This window comes from Pseudomonas sp. MWU12-2319 (genome assembly GCF_023242525.1).
Classification (GTDB): domain Bacteria; phylum Pseudomonadota; class Gammaproteobacteria; order Pseudomonadales; family Pseudomonadaceae; genus Aquipseudomonas; species Aquipseudomonas gingeri_D.
Genome location: NZ_JALJES010000003.1, coordinates 74,193 through 92,661, shown reverse-complemented (window position 1 = coordinate 92,661; position 18,469 = coordinate 74,193). Strand labels below are relative to the sequence as shown.

At 59.3% G+C, this 18,469-nt stretch carries 15 protein-coding genes and 1 other RNA gene; 7 read left to right on the top strand and 9 right to left on the bottom strand.

The window, feature by feature from the left end; genetic code table 11:
- The first annotated feature begins 5 nt into the window (after positions 1 to 5).
- The 4 genes from cydB to M5C01_RS05970 all read left to right on the top strand — a co-directional run bounded on the left by cydB (position 6) and on the right by M5C01_RS05970 (position 3,114).
- Entirely contained in the window at positions 6 to 1,148 is a 1,143-nt protein-coding gene (gene cydB / locus M5C01_RS05985; RefSeq protein ID WP_100939627.1) for a cytochrome d ubiquinol oxidase subunit II, read from the top strand.
- 12 nt (positions 1,149 to 1,160) lie between these two features.
- Positions 1,161 to 1,277, top strand: a complete 117-nt coding sequence (gene cydX, locus M5C01_RS05980; protein WP_100939626.1) for a cytochrome bd-I oxidase subunit CydX — start codon at positions 1,161 to 1,163, stop codon at positions 1,275 to 1,277.
- Entirely contained in the window at positions 1,267 to 1,554 is a 288-nt protein-coding gene (locus tag M5C01_RS05975; RefSeq protein WP_218274274.1) for a cyd operon YbgE family protein, read from the top strand. The genes cydX and M5C01_RS05975 overlap by 11 nt, the downstream gene beginning before the upstream one ends.
- 291 nt (positions 1,555 to 1,845) lie before the next feature.
- Positions 1,846 to 3,114 carry a hypothetical protein gene (locus M5C01_RS05970; RefSeq protein WP_152737642.1) on the top strand — a complete coding sequence of 423 codons (1,269 nt, stop codon included), beginning with the start codon at positions 1,846 to 1,848 and terminating at the stop codon, positions 3,112 to 3,114.
- 532 nt (positions 3,115 to 3,646) lie between these two features.
- On the opposite strand, the gene M5C01_RS05965 is transcribed toward M5C01_RS05970, so the two are convergent.
- Positions 3,647 to 3,943 carry a helix-turn-helix transcriptional regulator gene (locus M5C01_RS05965; protein WP_178129779.1) on the bottom strand — a complete coding sequence of 99 codons (297 nt, stop codon included), beginning with the start codon at positions 3,941 to 3,943 and terminating at the stop codon, positions 3,647 to 3,649.
- Positions 3,944 to 4,463: 520 nt separating this feature from the next.
- Between M5C01_RS05965 and M5C01_RS05960 the strand changes: the two genes are divergently transcribed.
- Together M5C01_RS05960 and M5C01_RS05955 are read left to right on the top strand one after the other, a co-directional pair.
- Complete coding sequence (locus M5C01_RS05960) at positions 4,464 to 6,818, top strand: sensor histidine kinase (protein ID WP_218586073.1); 2,355 nt, start codon at positions 4,464 to 4,466, stop codon at positions 6,816 to 6,818.
- A complete protein-coding gene (locus M5C01_RS05955) occupies positions 6,815 to 7,738 on the top strand; it encodes a hypothetical protein (protein ID WP_152737639.1) in 924 nt (307 codons plus the stop codon). Before M5C01_RS05960 ends, M5C01_RS05955 begins: the two co-directional genes overlap by 4 nt.
- On the opposite strand, the gene M5C01_RS05950 is transcribed toward M5C01_RS05955, so the two are convergent.
- The 7 genes from M5C01_RS05950 to M5C01_RS05920 all read right to left on the bottom strand — a co-directional run bounded on the left by M5C01_RS05950 (position 7,688) and on the right by M5C01_RS05920 (position 16,809).
- Positions 7,688 to 8,992: a DNA cytosine methyltransferase gene (locus M5C01_RS05950; RefSeq protein ID WP_152737638.1), complete on the bottom strand. Its 1,305-nt coding sequence runs from the start codon at positions 8,990 to 8,992 to the stop codon at positions 7,688 to 7,690. The genes M5C01_RS05955 and M5C01_RS05950 overlap by 51 nt on opposite strands.
- A 264-nt stretch (positions 8,993 to 9,256) precedes the next feature.
- Entirely contained in the window at positions 9,257 to 9,604 is a 348-nt protein-coding gene (locus tag M5C01_RS05945; RefSeq protein WP_152737637.1) for a hypothetical protein, read from the bottom strand.
- A 521-nt stretch (positions 9,605 to 10,125) separates the two neighbouring features.
- Positions 10,126 to 10,517: a transfer-messenger RNA gene (gene ssrA / locus M5C01_RS05940) on the bottom strand.
- A 79-nt stretch (positions 10,518 to 10,596) separates the two neighbouring features.
- On the bottom strand, positions 10,597 to 10,875 hold the full coding sequence (locus tag M5C01_RS05935) for a hypothetical protein (protein WP_152737636.1): 279 nt from the start codon (positions 10,873 to 10,875) through the stop codon (positions 10,597 to 10,599).
- A gap of 126 nt (positions 10,876 to 11,001) precedes the next feature.
- A complete protein-coding gene (locus M5C01_RS05930) occupies positions 11,002 to 13,818 on the bottom strand; it encodes an FAD-binding and (Fe-S)-binding domain-containing protein (RefSeq protein WP_152737635.1) in 2,817 nt (938 codons plus the stop codon).
- A gap of 80 nt (positions 13,819 to 13,898) precedes the next feature.
- Entirely contained in the window at positions 13,899 to 15,044 is a 1,146-nt protein-coding gene (lldD, locus tag M5C01_RS05925) for an FMN-dependent L-lactate dehydrogenase LldD (RefSeq protein WP_103494950.1), read from the bottom strand.
- Between the two features lie 70 nt (positions 15,045 to 15,114).
- Positions 15,115 to 16,809 (bottom strand): lactate permease LctP family transporter, encoded by a 1,695-nt coding sequence (locus M5C01_RS05920; RefSeq protein WP_152737634.1) that lies wholly within the window; start codon positions 16,807 to 16,809, stop codon positions 15,115 to 15,117.
- Positions 16,810 to 17,070: 261 nt separating this feature from the next.
- Here M5C01_RS05920 and M5C01_RS05915 point away from each other — a divergent pair, with 261 nt between their 5' ends.
- A complete protein-coding gene (locus M5C01_RS05915; RefSeq protein ID WP_152737633.1) occupies positions 17,071 to 17,838 on the top strand; it encodes a GntR family transcriptional regulator in 768 nt (255 codons plus the stop codon).
- A 138-nt stretch (positions 17,839 to 17,976) separates the two neighbouring features.
- Here M5C01_RS05915 and smpB read toward each other — a convergent pair whose 3' ends face one another.
- Positions 17,977 to 18,459: an SsrA-binding protein SmpB gene (gene smpB / locus M5C01_RS05910; protein ID WP_100939616.1), complete on the bottom strand. Its 483-nt coding sequence runs from the start codon at positions 18,457 to 18,459 to the stop codon at positions 17,977 to 17,979.
- Positions 18,460 to 18,469 lie beyond the last annotated feature (10 nt).

Genomic DNA, 18,469 nt, shown 5'->3' with positions numbered 1-18,469 from the left:
CAATGATGTTCGACTATGAAAGCCTCAAACTGATCTGGTGGGTACTGGTTGGCGTCTTGCTGATCGGCTTCGCCCTGACCGATGGTTTCGACCTCGGCGCCGCCGCGCTGATGCCCTTCGTCGGCCGCAACGATAACGAACGACGGGTGGTGATCAACACTATCGCGCCGCATTGGGATGGCAATCAGGTTTGGCTGATTACCGCCGGCGGTGCCTTGTTCGCCGCTTGGCCATTGGTCTATGCCGCTGCGTTTTCGGGCTTCTACTGGGCCCTGCTGCTGGTGCTGTTTGCCTTGTTTGTTCGCCCGGTAGGCTTCGATTATCGGAGCAAACTGAGCAACACCCGCTGGCGGCAAAGCTGGGACTGGGGCCTGTTTGTTGGCGGTGTGGTGCCTTCGCTGGTATTCGGCGTGGCGTTCGGTAACCTGCTCCTGGGCGTGCCCTTCCAGTTTGATGACACGCTGCGCTCCAGCTACCACGGTAGTTTCTGGCAACTGCTCAGCCCATTCGGACTGCTCGCCGGCGTCGTCAGCTTGAGCATGCTCTGCCTGCACGGCGGCACGTGGTTGATGATGCGTACGGAGGGAGATATTGCCCGGCGTTCACGCCGCGCTGCTCAGCTGTTCGCGGCGGTTTATCTGCTGGCCTTCATCGGTGCCGGTCTCTGGCTCTTGCTGGGCAGCATCGAAGGGCAAACCATCACCTCCGCCTTTGAGCCCGGCATGGCCCTGAATCCGTTGAGCAAGACCGTCGCCGCGAGCAACCTGGGCTGGATGGCGAACTACGGGAAATACCCGCTGACCGTCATCGCACCGGTAGTGGGAATAGTCGGGGCGTTGTTGGCCCTGCTTTCGGCCAGCGGCGGTCACAGTCGCTGCGCGTTCCTGGGCAGCAGCCTGGCCATCGTTGGCACCCTCTGCACCGCTGGTTTTTCCCTGTTCCCCTTTGTCATGCCGTCGAGTATCGACCCGGCCTCCAGCCTGACTGTATGGGATGCGGTTTCCAGCCGTATGACACTCAATATTATGCTGGTTGCCGCAACGATTTTCGTGCCGCTGATCCTCTGCTACACCCTTTGGTGCTACGCCAAAATGTGGGGCAAAGTGACCACCAAGCACATCGACGCCAACCCCCACGGCCTTTACTGAGGAGCGCACACTATGTGGTATTTTGCCTGGATCCTCGGCGTCTTATTGGCCTGTAGCTTCGGCATCATCAACGTCATGTGGCTCGAAGCCACCGACACGCTGGATAAGGAGTCCGCGGGTGACCGCTGAAGCCACACCGCGGTTGCGACGAGCCAGCAGCAGGGTCTTGTCCCTGCTGCTGGCCGTTCCATTGAGCCTGATTCTACTGATCCACCCCATCACCATCCTCAACGCCCAAGGTCACTACAACCACAACCTGCTGATGCTGGTCATGTGGGGCGTGGCCGCAGGGTATGTGCACGGCGTGGGTTTCGACCCGCGTGCGCGAGTGTGGCAAGTGCTGTTTCATCCGCTCGTGGCCTGGGGGCTGATGACCTTGGGCTATGCGGTGATGTGGGTGCATTAGGGAAACTTGGATGGGCGCCGCCTTTTCCAGCCACCTTTTCCGCAGAACGAGGACCTGCTGGCCGTCCTCGCGGGCTGATCCGCCGCGACACGGCGGGTGACCATCGTCAACCTGGCCATGGCCGCTGCTGATGCCCGGGGACCGTCGGTGGCCCCGGGCGTCGACTGCCAGAACGGCCCGAAGATCCGGCGGTGTGTGGTAATGGGGTGGCCCCTCGCGGTTGCCGGTTTGCTCCATCGTTCTGCAACGCCGCCAAGGGCGGTGGCCAGCAAACGCGGAGAACACACCTACATGCCTACATCCACTGACAGTGAAGTTTCCCTTGAACCTCCCGAGGAGACGGGGGCGTACTTCGAATGGTTGATCGACACGCTGCTCATTGAGTTTGATGACGCCGACATCGAACCGATTTGCGTGGCCAGTGGTATCGACGACCCCGTGTTGCACCAGGTCTATCCCCAGGCACGGCAGCCCCCGGCCTTTTTGCTCGATACCGTGGAGCGCTTCCGGCTGGACAGGGAGATCAGGCGCTTCATCGAGCATCCCGAAGACGAGACGCCGGCAAAAGACGCCGATGTACAACGCTATCTGCAACAAGTGGGACTGCAACTGATCTGGCCCACTTCACGGGTATTGCAGTTGTTCGAAGCGGGAGCCGCCAACCGGGTCGAGTACCCGCAAGACAGCGCCGAGGACTTGCCGCGAATCTCGGTGAGCGAGGCTCAATTGATGGCCGGCGATCTGTGGATCAGTGTGCTGAATCATCTGGACGACGAGCAGATCAGGGAGTGGCTGGGGGGCGACTACGCCTCGGCCGCAGACCGCCTGTTGGCGTTGAGGCGCAAAGCCGGCGAAGCCCTTGCCCGGCGCAGGAACGAAGTGTTCGACATCTGTTATCAGTTTCGGCAGCAGTCGGGCGATCCCCGGGTGCGGCAGGTCAGAAGGTTCTTTGCCGATCTGCCGACCTCCATGGTACGAGAGCTGATCGCCCGGGCTGACGAGGACGAGCTTCGTCAGTTGTCCACGGCGCAGTCGGCACCCCCGCGGATGCTCCGGGATGCGCTGTGGTATCGCCAGCAGTTGCGCTTGAACCGCGCGTACGAGGGGCTCTACCTGGCGTCGGCGGCCGGAGAGGACAGCGATGTGCTGGTGCTGCACACCCTGGAAACCTTGCCTTGCTGGCCCGGCTGCATGCGCATCGAGGTGCGCCAGGACAGCCCCGCGGGGGCCTTGCTGGACAGCATCGGGCTTGAGCAGGCCGAGTTGCAGCGGGTGCTGGTACGGGCGGATGGGCGCTATCGGGTCTACAACGGCCTGGGCCGATCATTGGGTGAGGCAGTGGATATGGTCACGGCCTTGCGGGTGGCCCTGCCCAAGTCGGTGCGCAGGACACTGGACATGCCGCTTGAAGCCGATGCCAGTGTATTGAGGGCCCTGCTGGTCGATCACACGCCGTTGCCACGCGTGCAATTGCTCGCGGCGTTGGGAATGACTGCCGTATCGCCGCCGGTGGCGGCCATGGCAGGGTTGTCGCTGAGGGGCTTGCCGTCGAGCAGGTAGCCGTTGTGAAGGGCCTTCGGGCGGTTGGCGGTGGTGTTCCGGGCCCAGCGGTTGAACGGTACGAGCGCGCGGAAGGCTCGTTGATCGCCGTACAGCAGGTAGTCTAGGCCGACTCGCCAGGGATGTTGCATTACGTCGGTAGTTATAAATATCTACCGACAAAACACAACGGCAACGGTTTCCTCTGCTATCCGATATGCAGCAATCCAACTGCTTGATTCGTCCGCGCCTAACCCTTTGATCTGTATGTGGTTGCGTTGAGGCCTCGCCTCTGCGGACTTGGGGCCAGTTTCAGGGAGCGAGGCCGGAGCGAGGAATGGCCATGAGGGATTGAGGTTGTTGCGGATGGCCTCATCGCCAGCAAGCTGGCTCCTACAGGTGGAGTGAGTGGCGGCAGGGTTGGCCCGAAAAGTCAGGGGCCAGATGCAACAAAGCCCGCATAAGGCGGGCTTTGTTTTGCTTCGTTTGGTAGGCCGGGGTAATTTGAAGCGTAAATATCGGATTTTATTTTTGGTTGGAATACCAATTGGAACTAGTCCGCATCAAATTGAGTGGTGCGGTAAACCTTCGATACTAGAGACTGAGACACTCCCAAGCGCGTACCTACTTCCGCTTGAGTTAGCCCCTTGGCCAGAAGGGTCATAATATTAGTATCACGGTCATGGGTGCTTGCTTGTCTCGGATCATAGCGAGTGATTTCTTCCAAACCTGGCCCTAAAAAAGTTTGTGTTGTAGTGCGTCCATCTGAACTCCGAGCGTTAAAACGTACGAGTCCTGTTTGTTTATCGACTTTCACGTCAAAATTCACGATATTTGGATCAGCTTGCATGCTGGCCACGGTGTTGACAATTTGTGGAGCAGCTTGCGTAGGGGGCGCTGGCGGTCTAGATCGTGGTGGCATAGGTTATCCTCCGTAAAGCTGACTTGTGATGGCGTGGTATTCGTAATATTGCAATATTACGAATACCACGTCAAGCGATAATACGCATCGATGTCTGATTTACCTTCGAGGCGAACGCTAGATTTTTTGGGGGGCTGATGACCTGTGAAAGCAGCGAAAATACCCCGTAGACTCGGCGATCTGCTCGGGAAAAACGATACAAGAGCGACGGACTTTATAAGGCCTATCTCCGTACCTTTGCTGTAGAAGGCTGGATGGCGGCCGAATTTCCAGAGCCCAAGCTACTGCGCACTCATGGCAAGACTAGATGTCGTCACTTAGTCTGAGCTTTTGTGGCAAAATGCTATTGCGCGTTCGCGCGAGATATCCAGGGACGCACACCATCGAAACCCGACCGTGTTACTCGGAAACCTTGCCTGCTAGTCACGATTGAAAGAGGAAGATGAGCTTGGCTGAAAAGGACGATCTGCACTTTGATGTGAGTACTGGCCTCAAACGCGTTTTAGGCCGAGAACTCATCACGGATGACGAGGTTGCAGTCTTCGAGCTCGTCAAAAATTCTTTCGACGCAGGTGCTGACAGCGTACAACTGTACTTTGGCAACGACGTGATCATCGTGGCGGATAACGGCTCCGGTATGTCCTATGAGGATCTTACAGGCAAGTGGTTATTTGTTGCTTACTCCTCCAAACGTAGCGATCGTTCTGCTGACGACTTTCGCAACATCGCCGCCGAGCGCAGGCACTATGCCGGAAGCAAGGGTATAGGTCGCTTCTCATCTGATAGGTTGGGTGAGACGGTTATAATACAAAGCCGCCCCCTGGGGAGTGCCAAAGCTGTCCATCGCCTGACCGTTGATTGGGAGCTGTTCGAGAAGGATGCCAAAGAGCATTTCGAGAAAATCCCTGTTCGATATGCCGAGCAGGGTGCATTTGAGCTGCCACGCGAACTGCAGGCGTTCGGATCGAGCCTTAAGCATGGCACTGCCGTAACTATCGAACGGCTGAGGCGACCTTGGACGCGACAGCGTATCCTGGAGATGAAGGCGTCGCTGTCGAAGCTGATCAACCCCTTCGGCGAAGAGACTGACAGCTTTAGCATTCATATCAGCGCACCGGCCGAGCTAGTAGAGGATGAACGGCTTTCTGCATTTCATACCACGGGAGGGGATGAGCCTCTACCCAAGGATTTGGTGAACGGCCAGATAGGCAATTTCATCTTCACCACGTTGCAAGACAAGACAACATTTATTCGAGTAACCATCGATGGCGACGAGTTACATACGGCGCTTACAGACCGTGGTGAGGTCATCTACCGAATTGCTGAGCCAAACCCCTATCCGCATCTTTCGGCGGCGGAATTCAAATGCGAAATATATTACCTCAACCAGTCAGCAAAAATGACATTCGCTCGGCGTGTTGGGTTGCCGTCAGTCCAGTTCGGATCAGTTTTCCTTTTTAGGAATAACTTTCGAGTTTACCCCATCGGTGAAGATGGAAACGACTGGTTTGGGTTCGAGCGTCGCAAGCAACAAGGCTATGCGCGATTTCTGGGTACTCGCGAAATCCTTGGACGTGTTGATGTGTCGGGGTCCGATGAAGATTTTCAGGAGGCTTCAAGTCGTAACCAGGGGCTAATTGAAACTCCTGCTGTCCAACAGTTGCAAAAAGCAGTCATGGATCACTGTCTTAAACGTCTGGAGAAGTACGTAGTGCCTGTCTCCTGGAAGGATCCTGCAGACGGGAAAACTGACGATCTTTCTCGTTTGATGACGGATCCGGGTCGCGCACGTGTTTCGGCGGCGGTCGCCAACCTAGTCGACAACGATAAGATACAACTGATCGAGTATAGCAAGCGGCTTGTGGATTTGATCAATGAGCGGTCCAGCGACTTCGAGACATCGCTGATCAGCCTGCGCGCGATTGCCGAAAAAACGGAAGATGCACAGATGCTTGTGCGGCTAGATGCCGCCGAACGTCGCTTCGACGATTTGAGGAAGTCTGAGTCCGATGCACGCCGCGTCGCCGATAAGGCGCTGGCTTCGGCCGAGGCCGCAAACCGCCGTGCTGATACGGCAGAGGCAGAGGTGGAGACGGAGCGGCGTCGCGCGCATTTTCTGGAATCCTTCGTCAACGTGGACTCCGCTACGATACTAAACCTGCATCATCAGGTGACGATCTATGCTGTGGATATCGCGCAACAGATAGAGAATTTTTTGACCGAGACCGCCGGTGAATCGTCGATCCCCCGCGAAACTGTGCTTAAGACGCTTGAACAGATGGCCTTCCTCAACAGAAAGGTTATGTCGGTGACGAAGTTCGCGGCGAAGGCAAACTTCAAGCTCGACTCAGAGAAAATTGAGACTGACCTCGCCGCTTTCATCTACGACTATATCGAACAAATCGCCCGAACTACGGGCAGCGCTCGGTTGCAGATCGCTGCCGAGAATACTCACCCGGGCATAAAACTTCGCTTTAATCCGATCGATGCGTCGATCATTGTCGATAACTTGATCAGTAACGCTCGAAAGGCTAGGGCATCTCGTATCAAGTTCCTCCTGACTCAAGAGGACAAGACGGGTCTAACTATTCGAGTCAGCGACAACGGACGTGGTTTGGCCCCGGGCACGAACCGTTCTCGTATCTTTGAGATGGGGTACACGACCACGCAGGGCTCCGGTCTGGGTCTCTATCATGTCCGGCAAGCTCTGGGCGAAATGGGGGGCAGCATTGAGCTCGACGATCAACTAGAAAAGGGATTGGGCCTTGTCATCAAGGTTGCCGCGAAGGTGAGAAAGCAATGAGACTAGACTTCAACGTGTTGTGGGTGGATGACCAGCCTAACGGTGTGGCAGCACAAATCATGAGCATTAAGTCGAAGATGGCCGCCGAGGGGTTTGAGTTCAAGCCCCGTCAGTGCACCACGATTGCTCAGGTAGAGTCGGCCATCTCCGAAGACGTGTTTACAGACGAGGTTGACCTGATACTCGTGGATTGGGATCTCGGTAACGACACGCACGGAGAGGACGCGATTGAGCGAATTCGCCAGATTGTTCAATACAAGGACGTGGTCTTCTATTCAGGGCAAGCTTCGGTCGTCGAACTGCGACAAAAGGTCTACGAGAAGGAGTTGGAGGGAGTCTACTGTGCCGGGCGCGCGGATCTAGTCGACGAAGTGGTCGGTGTTTTCGAGTCGTTGATCAAGAAGGTCCTCGACCTTGATCACACGCGCGGCATTGTGATGGGCGCCACGAGCGATATCGACCACATGGTTAACTCATGTTTGACCTTGGCACACGGCAAGCTCGATGACGCAGGGAAGGCAAAATTCATAGAGGAGGCTATGAGGCGTGTGGCGAAGCAGGTGCAGAACATCATCTCGCAAGGCGAGAAGCTAAGCGGCTCGCCTAGCGTTGAGACTTTGTTCAAGTCTCATATGCTTTTCACGTCGGATCATCGTCTTCGCCTGCTGGCAAGTATTTTGGGGATGGACGAATTTGCTGCACATACAGCGGGCGTGGCGACAGTCAAGTTGTATCGCGAAAGAGTTGTTCAGAACCGCAACACTCTCGGGCATGCAGTTTTGGTTCCCCAGGGAAGGCCGAGTGCCGTCATCGACGATTCTGGCAAGACCGTCGATATCTTGGAGATGAGAGAGCTTCGCAAATTGATTCTAGCTCTCCGCACAGACTTCCGCGCCCTGCTGGACGCTATGCAAGCGTGAGCTAACTTTAGGGGGCTCGCCCATTGTGGCGGGTTTTGCTCTGAGTAGGTCCGCCAATGTCTCTCCAATCGCGCGCGCGGCAAGGGGTGGAACTGCGTTTGCCACCTGTGTGAAACGAGGGACTTCTTGTTTGCGGCGGTGGCCGCCTGATGTGTACTTGCCTTGGAATGAATACCAGTCAGGGAAACTTTGCAGGCGCGCGTTCTCGCGAACAGTTAGCGTGCGCGGCTCCGAATAGTGCAGTAGGTCATCAGGCATACTCGTGATCGTAGGCGATGGGCGATCTGGATCAAGCACCCTCAGAGCCATCTTTTTGATGCCAAAGCGGGCGCGCATCTCCGCACCAATACTTACGTTAAGGCGACCCACGGCATGGCTTAGCTCGATTATCTCTTTGAAGCGACTCACTATGCTTTCGGTATGGCGCGCCAAGCGTAGGTCGGTAGGAATCTCGCATCCCTTATTCATCAGCTTTTGGTAGTGGGTGAGCGGACCGGCGTAACGGGTCTCTTCGAAGCCCTTGCTTTCTGTCGAAGGCTGCCTGCCTGCCCGACCAACCTCTAGATCAGAAATCGCCGATCCGGAGGAGACTGGTGTTCTCAGGCGTAGCGAGCGTAGAAATGAAGGAAGGCGATCTTGTAGATGTGTGAACGGGTCTGACACATTCAATTCAGATCGGAATGCTAGGACGAAGTAGCGTGTACGCGCCTGCGGTACGCCGAAAATTGAGAGGTCAAGCAGCTGCTCGTGAACCGTATAGGCGCCGGATAAGCGCGCTCTGAGAGCTTGCGAGAAATTCTTTATTTCGTCGCCAGCGCTGAAATCGAGTGTGAACCCCCGGACGTTCTCAATCAAGACGGCTCTGGGTTTGATAATGTCGACCAAATTCAAATAAGAATCAAATAGCTGATTGCGCGGATCATCATGCTGTCGCCGGCCGGCGCTAGAGAAGCCTTGGCACGGAGGTCCGCCGACCAATACGTCGATACTGCCTGAGAGTTCTTCAAGCTGGTCTCGATGGTTGTTAAGAAGTTCAACGATACCAATAGGCTCCTTGGCGAGCCAGCGTGGCCAATCGTATTTATACCGCCCCCGTTTCGCTAGGAGATTTGCCTTAAGTGTGGCGAAGGCGAATTTGTCGTGCTCAATCGCAAAGCGGCCGGTCAAACCTGCCTGCATCAAACCGAGGGATAGACCACCGCAACCTGCGAAAGCGTCGATGAAGGTCAGTGACTTGGCAGGTGATCTTGGCATCGTTACTCAGTTCTTTAAGTGCTTAAATGTGTCTTACGAGATTATGCCCTGTCTGGGGTAGGAGAGCCAGGTCGCATTGCCTTACCCGTCCGCTTCCAGATCAGTATGGCGGAGCCATATAGCCAAAATTGCTCCTATCACACCGGCTGACCAATGCCATGCTCATCACCGTCTTTGCTGTGTTGCGCAGAAATGGGGATCTATTTGTTGTCGTCACAATGAAGGGGACGCTTAGCCTCCCCCCCCCTGATGCAGAGGCCCTCGTTAACTTGTTGCTCCCTCTGGAGCTTCCTCTATCACCGAGTCCACCAGGCCAAGTGCCAGTTCAATCAGATGAACCACACCCATACCCACCTTGCGGTTGGCGCCGGTGAGGTTATCGGCGTTTTCATAAGCAGTGGCCGCAGCGGATTCCAGAATTGAGCTGGCGTTCACCAGCGCTTCTTCACGACTTTGAACTGCTGGCACTTGGCGTCGTGTTGTCGTGAAGCCTGAGCGTTTCGATGCACTGCCTTCCGGCAAATTGTAGTGAGCCAGCGCCCGGTCAGCGGCTTGCGGGTCGATGATGCCTGGGTCGATTGAGACCGGCGGATTGGGTGTGATCTTGAACATCGCGGTAACTCCTAACGTAAGTGAGAGCCGCCAATATCACTGCTAAATGATGGGTGGTGGCCGTACGCAGGTTAGCAGACCGGTACGTTAGGAAACCGGCGCACCCGAAGATGCCCTGCGCACAGCCACCATAAAACTCCGGGCATGAAAAAGCGCCGGCTAGAGAGGTGGCGCTGTGCGCCTAACGGTTTCCGGGCTGCTAAACCCGATCACTGATTTGCAGTGATGGGCGAAGACTAGTCAGCGGAATTGGCAGGCGCAAGCGAACGGGAGTTTCTAGGAAATTTCAGGCAAGGGAAAGGGAGTCGTCTTGCAGGGTGTGAAAAATGGCTCTGGAATAGCGCGGGTTTTTGGTGAGGGGAGGCGGTTGGTGCGAGGGGTTGTAGCAGGAAGATTGAGGTTGTTGCGGATGGCCTCATCGCCAGCAAGCCGGCTCCTACGGGTGGGTCGGGTGTGGCTCGAAAAGTCAGGGGGCCAGATGCAACAAAGCCCGCACAAGGCGGGCTTTGTTTTGCTTCGTTTGGTGGAGCCGGGGGGATTTGAACCCCCGTCCGCCAGTACTCCGCTGTCGGTACTACATGCGTAGCCGTGTCTATTAAGTTAACCCGCAGCGACCCGACGGGCAGGGTGCTTTGGGCGAGTTGTGTAAGTTTTAGCCGCTTCGTCCACAACGTACTGCACGGCGATTCTGTTCTATATGACAATCATTTTGGGTTTACAGACATCCCCTGATGATTGCTGGCACCGAAGTAGCCAGGAGGAAGGCTAGCGCCGCTTACGCAGCGAGAGCTTGTTCCCCGTAATGGTCGTCATTGGCAACTATAAGTAGTTGCAACAGTGGATTTACGAGTTCTGTTACCAACTCGGCATGCACCTAGAGTTTCGCGACCGGCGTCGAATCCTAAACGGCCCCGTGCCTGCTGTACGTAACCAGCAGGCATGCACAGTGTACGCCAATCTGGCTCGCAAGGCCATCCCGATGCGGGCCAGGTTTACGGGGCGCTTTTCGGGCTGCTCTGGATTTCCTGGAGCGTGCGGTCGGCGATGGCGATGCACTCCCTGGCGCCGTCAAGGGTGTTTTTATCCCCGGCGGCCCTGGCTTGCTGGATATTGGTGTCGAAGTTGGCCTGCTGATTGGGGGCCAACTGGGTCCTGGCGGTGTCGAGCGCCTGCAGTTTGATCGCGCAAAGATCCTTCTCCGCCGAGGCAAACGCAGGCGCGGCCAGGACGCAAGCGCTGACGAACAGACCCAGCAGCACAGAACGATTCATGCATGACTCCTTGAACTGAGTAGCCCGACGTCATCGGCCATCAGCACAGACTGTCGAGTAGGGGAGGAAGTCCCGCTTTCGCGAGACTTGCTCTATAGACTGCCGCCGGCAGCCAAGGTTCTGTTTCTATCCGTGCGCCGACCTGGCCCGGGTCACCCGATCCACCAGGTACACCAGCCCGTGGTAGTCGATCCCGCCATGCTGGCTCAGGCCGATCTCGCAGGTGCGGCTGGTGGAGATGCCCTCTTCGCAATACTGCACGGCGTCCTTCAAGGTCCGCAGCGAGTGGGCATTCAGTTCCGGGGTGGTGAAACCCTTGTCGCCGGCAAAACCACAGCAGTGAATGCCTTCCGGAATCACTACGTTATGGCTGCAACGCCGCGCCAGGTCGATCAGCGCCTGGCTCTCGCCCAGGTGCTGGGTGCTGCAGGTTACGTGCACCGCAATCGGCGCGTCCTGCGGTGTGAATTCCAGCCGCTCTACTAAATGTGTGCGGATGAAGCGCACCGGGTCGTAGAGGTCGAGGCGGGTGTCGCCCAGGTCTTGCACCAGACGCAAGGTGCACGGGCTGGTGTCGCAATAGATCGGATCGAGGCCGCCACGGCTGGCGTGCAGCAGCGCGCCAATCAACTCCTGGCGCTTGTGCTCGGCCTGTTCGACGTAGCCCTTGGAAGCAAACGGCTGGCCGCAGCAGAGCTGGTCGGTGTTGTCCGGGAACACCACCTGGTAACCGGCTTTTTCCAGCAGGCCGCGAGTCTTGTCCAGCAGTGACATCTGCTCTTTGTCACCCGCCGCCGGGCCCATTACCCGCGAGACGCAGGCCGCCAGATAAACCACCCGTGGTCGCTCGTCGCTGAGCGCCGGACTGAAGCGCACCGCGCGCTCCGGCTGCGGCATGGCGCTGGTCCATTGCGGTACACGTCCCTTGGACAGGCGCGTCAGGCCCGACGACAGCTTCGCCAGGCGCGGTGCCCCGAGCAGCATGCGTGCGCCGTTGGCGACATGCAGGGTAAAGCGCGCCCCTTGCAAGACCGTGGCGAAATGGGTGCCGAGCCAGTCGGCGGCTTTTCCGTGTGTGGCGTGCTCGCCCCGCAGCTTCTTCACCAGTTCACCGGTGTTGATGCCCACCGGGCAACGTTGCGCACAGAGCCCGGTGGCGGCGCAGGTGTCGATGCCCTGGTACTGATAGGCGGCCTCCAGTTCCGTGGTGTCCACCCCGGCGCGTTTTTTTGCCTGGATATCCCGCCAGATCACGATCCGCTGGCGCGGGCTCAAGGTCAGCCCTTTCGACGGACAGACCGGTTCGCAGAAACCGCACTCGATGCACTTGTCGACGATCTCATCGGCGGCAGGCAACGGCTTGAGGTGCTTGAGGTGAATCTGCGGGTCGTCGCTGAGCACCACGTCCGGGTTGAGAATGCCCTGGGGATCGAGCAGGCGTTTGATGGCCCACATCAACTGGTAGGCGTCGCGGCCCCATTCCAGTTCGACAAAGGGCGCCATATTGCGTCCGGTGCCGTGCTCGGCCTTGAGCGACCCGCCGAATTCGACGGCAACAAGGTGCGCGACGTCGTCCATAAATGCCTGGTAGCGGGACACCTCGGCGGCGCTGTTGAAGCCCTGGGTAAAGACGAAGTGCAGGTTGCCTTCCAGGGCATGGCCGAACAGGATCGCTTCGTCGTAGTGGTGTTTGTCGAACAGGGCGATCAGGCGGTTGACGCCGATGGCCAGTTGTTCGACCGGGAAGGTCACGTCCTCGATGATCACCGTGGTGCCGGTCTTGCGCACGGCACCGACGGCAGGAAAGGTGTCCTTGCGGATCGCCCAGAGCCGGGCGTTTTCGGTCGGGTCTTCGGTGAAGTCGACCTGTTTTTCCACCGGGAACGACGCCAGCGACGTCATGATCTGCCGCAGTTGTTCCTGCAACAGCGACGAGGACGCGGCTCGGGATTCGATCAGCAGGGCGCAGGCGCCGTCGGACAGTTCGCGCACGAACGCCGGCATGCCCGGTTTGTCCTGTACCGAGCGCATGCTGCGGCGATCGAGCAGTTCCACGGCGGACACCGGTTGGCTTTTCAGCACGGTGACGGCGGTGCAGCAGGTCTCTACATCGGGGAAGACGATGAGTGCGGAGGCCTTGTTCGGGTGGTCGATCACCGTGTCGTAGGTCACCGCGCTGATAAAACCGAGGGTGCCTTCGGAGCCCACCAGCAGATGGCTGAGAATCTCCAGCGGCTCATCGAAGTCCACCAGGGCGTTGAGGGACAGGCCGGTGGTGTTTTTCAGGCGGTACTTGTGCCGGATCTTGGCGGCCAGTTCGCTGTTGGCGCGGGTTTCCCGGGCCAGTACCGAAAGCTGATGGAGCAGCGGGCCATGGCTCTGGCGAAAGGCCGTGACGCTGGCCGCGTCCTCGGTGTCCAGGCGACTGCCATCAGCCAGGATCAGGCGCATCCCGGCCAGGGTGTGATAGGTGTTCTGCGCGGTGCCGCAGCACATGCCGCTGGCATTGTTGGCGACGATGCCGCCGATCTTGCAGGCGTTGATCGAGGCCGGGTCCGGGCCGATCTTGCGCCCGAACGGCGCCAGCCAGGCATTGGCCTGGGCGCCGATAACGCCGGGTTGCAGGCGGATCTGTGTACCTTGATCGCGAATCTCCCGACCGTTCCAGTGGTCGCCCAGTACGATCAGCACCGAGTCGCTGATGGCCTGGCCCGACAGGCTGGTACCGGCCGCGCGGAAGGTCACCGGAACCTGGTCGCGGCTCGCCAGTTTGAGCAGGGCCACCACTTCATCTTCGGACTCGACGCGGATCACCAGCTTGGGGATCAGTCGATAGAAGCTGGCATCGGTGCCGAAGGCCAGGGTCGAGAGCGGGTCGTCGAAACGGCGCTCGCGGGGGATCAGGCGTTCGACCGCGTGGAGGAACGGTTGGGGCAGGCTCATGCAAACTCCTCACGGGGTCGCGGCGTCTGGTGCGCAACGTGCCCCGTTCAATCAGGCGGTGATTCGTTTGGGCGCGATATTCAGGCGCCCAGTTCACGAACCAGCGAATCACGGTTGATCTCGCTGATGGACTTGGCGCCGGTGAGCACCATGGCCACGCGCATTTCCTTCTCGAACAGGTCCAGCAGATTCTTCACGCCGGCTTCACCGGCGACGGCGAGTGCGTAGAGGAACGCGCGGCCGATCAGTACGGTGTCGGCGCCCAGGGCGATCATGCGCACCACGTCCAGGCCGCTGCGGATGCCGGAGTCGGCGAGGATCTTCAGGTCGCCTTTCACCGCATCGGCGATGGCCGGCAGGGCGCGGGCGCTGGACAACACGCCGTCGAGCTGGCGACCGCCATGGTTGGAGACCACGATGCCGTCGGCACCGAACTTCACCGCGTCCCTGGCATCCTGCGGATCGAGAATACCCTTGATGACCATCGGCCCTTCCCAGAACTCGCGGATCCACTCCAGGTCCTTCCAGGAAATCGACGGGTCGAAGTTGTTGCCCAGCCAGCCGATGTAGTCGCCCAGGCCGGTCGGGTTGCCGCGATACTTCGAGATATTGCCCAGGTCGTGGGGTTTGCCCATCAGGCCCACGTCCCAGGCCCACTGCGGGTGAGTCATGGCTTGCCAGACCCGCCGCAGCGGCGCGTTCGGGCCGCTCATCCCGGAATGCGCATCCCGGTAGCGGGCGCCGGGCACCGGCATGTCCACGGTAAAGACCAGGGTGGTGACACCCGCTGCCTTGGCGCGCTCCAGGGCATTGCGCATAAAACCGCGGTCCTTGAGTACGTACAGCTGGAACCACATGGGGCGACTGATGGCCGGGGCCACTTCCTCGATCGGACAGACCGACACGGTCGACATCGTAAAGGGAATGCCCTTGGCCGCCGCCGCGCGGGCCGCCTGAACCTCGCCGCGACGGGCATACATGCCGGTCAGGCCGACGGGCGCCAGGGCCACCGGCATGCTCAAGGTTTCATTGAACAGCCGGGTTTCCAGGCTCAGCTCGGACATGTTCTTCAGCACGCGCTGACGCAGGGCGATGTTCGCCAGGTCCTCGACGTTATGACGCAGGGTGTGTTCGGCGTAGGCGCCGCCGTCTGCATAGTGGAACAGGAACGGCGGCAGCTTGCGTTGGGCCGCTGCGCGGTAATCGGTAGAGGCGGAAATAATCATGGGGGCTCGCAGCCTTGGTTGAAAGGGAACGGTTGCCGGGGGCTTCGACAGGCCCCCGGCCCTTGTCACTTTAGTGCACCAGCATGCCGGTGAAGATATAGGCCTGGGCCAGGGTGATCAGCCCGACAATGGTGGCGAAGAACAGGCTGTGCTTGAGGGTGAAGCGGAACAGATCCGACTCCTTGCCCACCAGGCCGGTGGCGGCGCAGGCCACGGCGATCGATTGCGGGGAGATCATCTTGCCGGTTACGCCGCCGCTGGTATTGGCCGCCACCAGCAGGGTGTCGCTGACGCCGATCTGGTGTCCGGTGGTGGCCTGCAGGGAGCTGAACAGGGCGTTGGACGAGGTATCGGAGCCGGTGAGGAATACACCCAGCCAGCCGAGGAACGGCGAGAAGAACGGGAACGCGGCGCCGGTCGCGGCCAGGACCAGGGCCATGGTCGAGGACATGCCCGAGTAGTTGGTGACGAAGGCGAAGGCCAGCACCATGCCGATGGACAGGATCGGCCAGCGCAGCTCGTACAGGGTTTCTTTAAAAGTGGTCAGACCAGTTTTGATATTGATTTTCAGGATCAGCATCGACACCAGGGCGGAGAAGAAAATCGCCGTGCCGGTGGCCGCGATCGGGTCGAGCTTGAAGATCGCTGCAATCGGGGTGGGCGCCGCGACAATCGGCGCGGTCTTGATCACCAGTTGGTCGAGGTGCGGGATGGCAAAGCTGAACACCGTGCCGTACATCGCGCCGCCAGTGGCGAACAGCGCCTTGAACGACTTCAGGGTCCAGATCGTCACCAGTACGGTGAGGATCAGGAACGGCGACCAGGCCTTGAAGATCTGGCCCAGGCTGTAGGGCGAGGCGAGGCTGCTGCGCGGCTGGCCGAAACCGCCGGCGCTGGCGGTGCTCAACACGCCCGCAGCGGCACCGGCGATCTGCGCGCCGGCGCTGCGCTTGGGTTGCCAGATTTTCAGGAACAAGGTCAGGGAAACCAGGCTGACCAGCGCCGAGGTGATGTCCGGCAGTTCCGGGCCGATGAAGTTCGAGGTGAAGAACTGGGTCACGGCAAAGCTCAGGCCGGCCACCAGGGCCGCCGGCCAGGTTTCCCGCACGCCGCGCAGGCCGTCCATCATGAACACCAGCCAGAACGGCACGAACAACGACAGCAGCGGCAGTTGGCGACCGGCCATGGCGCCGATCTTGAACGCGTCGATGCCAGTGACCTGGCCCGCAACGATGATCGGGATACCGAGGGCGCCGAAGGCCACCGGTGCGGTGTTGGCGATCAGGCACAGGCCGGCGGCATAGAGCGGGTTGAAACCCAGGCCGACCAGCAGGGCGGCGGTGATCGCCACCGGGGCGCCGAAACCGGCGGCACCTTCCAGGAAGGCGCCGAAGCAGAAGCCGATCAGCAGCACTTGCAGGCGCTGGTCATCGGTAATCGACAGCACCGAACTGCGGATGATTTCGAACTGGCCGCTCTTGACCGTCAGTTTGTAGAGGAACACCGCCGCCACGATGATCCAGGCAATGGGCCACAGGCCATAGGCAAATCCGTAGCCGGCGGCGGCGAGCGCCATGTCGACCGGCATCTTGAAGGCGAAGATCGCCACCAGGATCGCCAACGCGAGGGTGATGCTGCCCGCGACATGACCCTTGAGGCGAAACACCGCCAGGGCCAGGAAGAAGAACACGATGGGAATCACGGCCGCGAGAGCGGACAGGCCGAGGCTGCCGAGAGGGCTGTAGAGCTGTTGCCAGGTTTGCATAGTGGGGTGGCCCCTAATTGTTGTTGGTCAGGCACTGATGGGGATTTGGATAATTGGTAATACCAATTTACAATCGCCGGACGCTAGGTTAAAAGCCTTGTTAGGGATGTGTCAATTTGCCGCCCTGAAACTTTCGTCTGATAGGTGGTCAGCGAGAGGGCTGAGCAGGTGATTTATGTCGTGTCTGGCAGGTGCTGGTCGTGCCTCGATAGGCCAGAATAGGCAGTCCCGGCAAGGGTTCGGGATCGTGAGGAGTGAGTGATGGGGTTTGATCAGGTTCGTCAGCGCCGTTTGTCTGACGATATTGTCCAGCGGCTGGAGGAGATGATCCTCGAGGGCACGCTCAAGGCCGGTGAGCGGCTGCCGGCCGAGCGTGCGCTGGCCGAGCAGTTCGGTGTCTCACGGCCGTCGCTGCGCGAGGCGATCCAGAAACTGGTGGCCAAGGGGCTGCTGGTCAGCCGCCAGGGCGGTGGCAATTACGTGGTGGAGTCGCTGGGTTCGACCTTCAGCGATCCGTTGCTGCATCTGCTGGAAAGCAATCCGGAGGCCCAGCGTGACCTGCTGGAGTTTCGTCATACCCTGGAGGCGTCTTGTGCGTATTACGCGGCATTGCGGGCGACCGAGGCGGATCGGGAGCGCCTGCGGGTGGCCTTTGAGCATCTGCAGAGTTGCTATGGGCGTGCGGATGAGGTGAGCCGGGCGGAGGAGGGCGCGGCGGACGCGAGTTTTCACCTGGCGATTGCCGAGGCGAGTCATAACGCGGTGTTGCTGCATACCATCCGCGGCTTGTTCGATCTGCTCAAGCGCAATGTGGTGACCAACATTGGCGGCATGTACAAGCAGCGCAGCGAAACCCGGGACATGCTGATCAACCAGCACCGCGAGCTGTACCTGGCTATTATCGAAGGGCGTGCCGAAGATGCGCGCGAAGTGTCCAGCCGGCATATTCTGTATGTGCAGGAGGTACTGGAGGAAGTGCGCCAGGAAGTGCAGCGGGTGGCGCGGGCGGAGCGGCGCAAGGGGTTGTAGCTGATTACCCGAATGCACTCGGTCTTGAAAAAGACGCAAAATCTGTAGGAGCAGGGCTTGCCCGCGAAGCTTTTGCCGGCCATGAGGGCCTCTTCGCGAGCAAGCTCTGCTCCTACAGGTTCGGTGGCGTTCCCGGGTTCAGTCTTCCTTGCCCTTGTTGCGCACGGCGCGTTGCAAGTCCCGGTTGGCGTCACGCTCGCGCTCGGTATCGCGCTTGTCGTATTCCTTCTTGCCCTTGCCCAGGGCGATCTCGCACTTGACCAGGTGCTTGCTCCAATACAGCGACAGGCAGACACAGGCATGGCCCTTCTGCTGCACGGCCGCATGGATCTTTTCCAGCTCGCGCTGGTTGAGCAGCAGCTTGCGCGTGCGCGTCGGGTCGGCAATGACGTGGGTGCTGGCGGTCGTCAACGGCGTGAAGTGGCTGCCAAACAGCCAGGCCTCACCGTTCTTGAGCAGCACATAACTGTCGACCAGTTGTGCCTTGCCTGCACGCAGACTCTTTACTTCCCAGCCGGCCAGGACCAGACCAGCCTCGAACCGTTGTTCGACGAAGTAATCGTGGCGCGCCTTTTTATTTTGCGCGATGGTCCCTGTGGGGTGCTTCTTCTGTTTAGCCATAGGGGCGGCA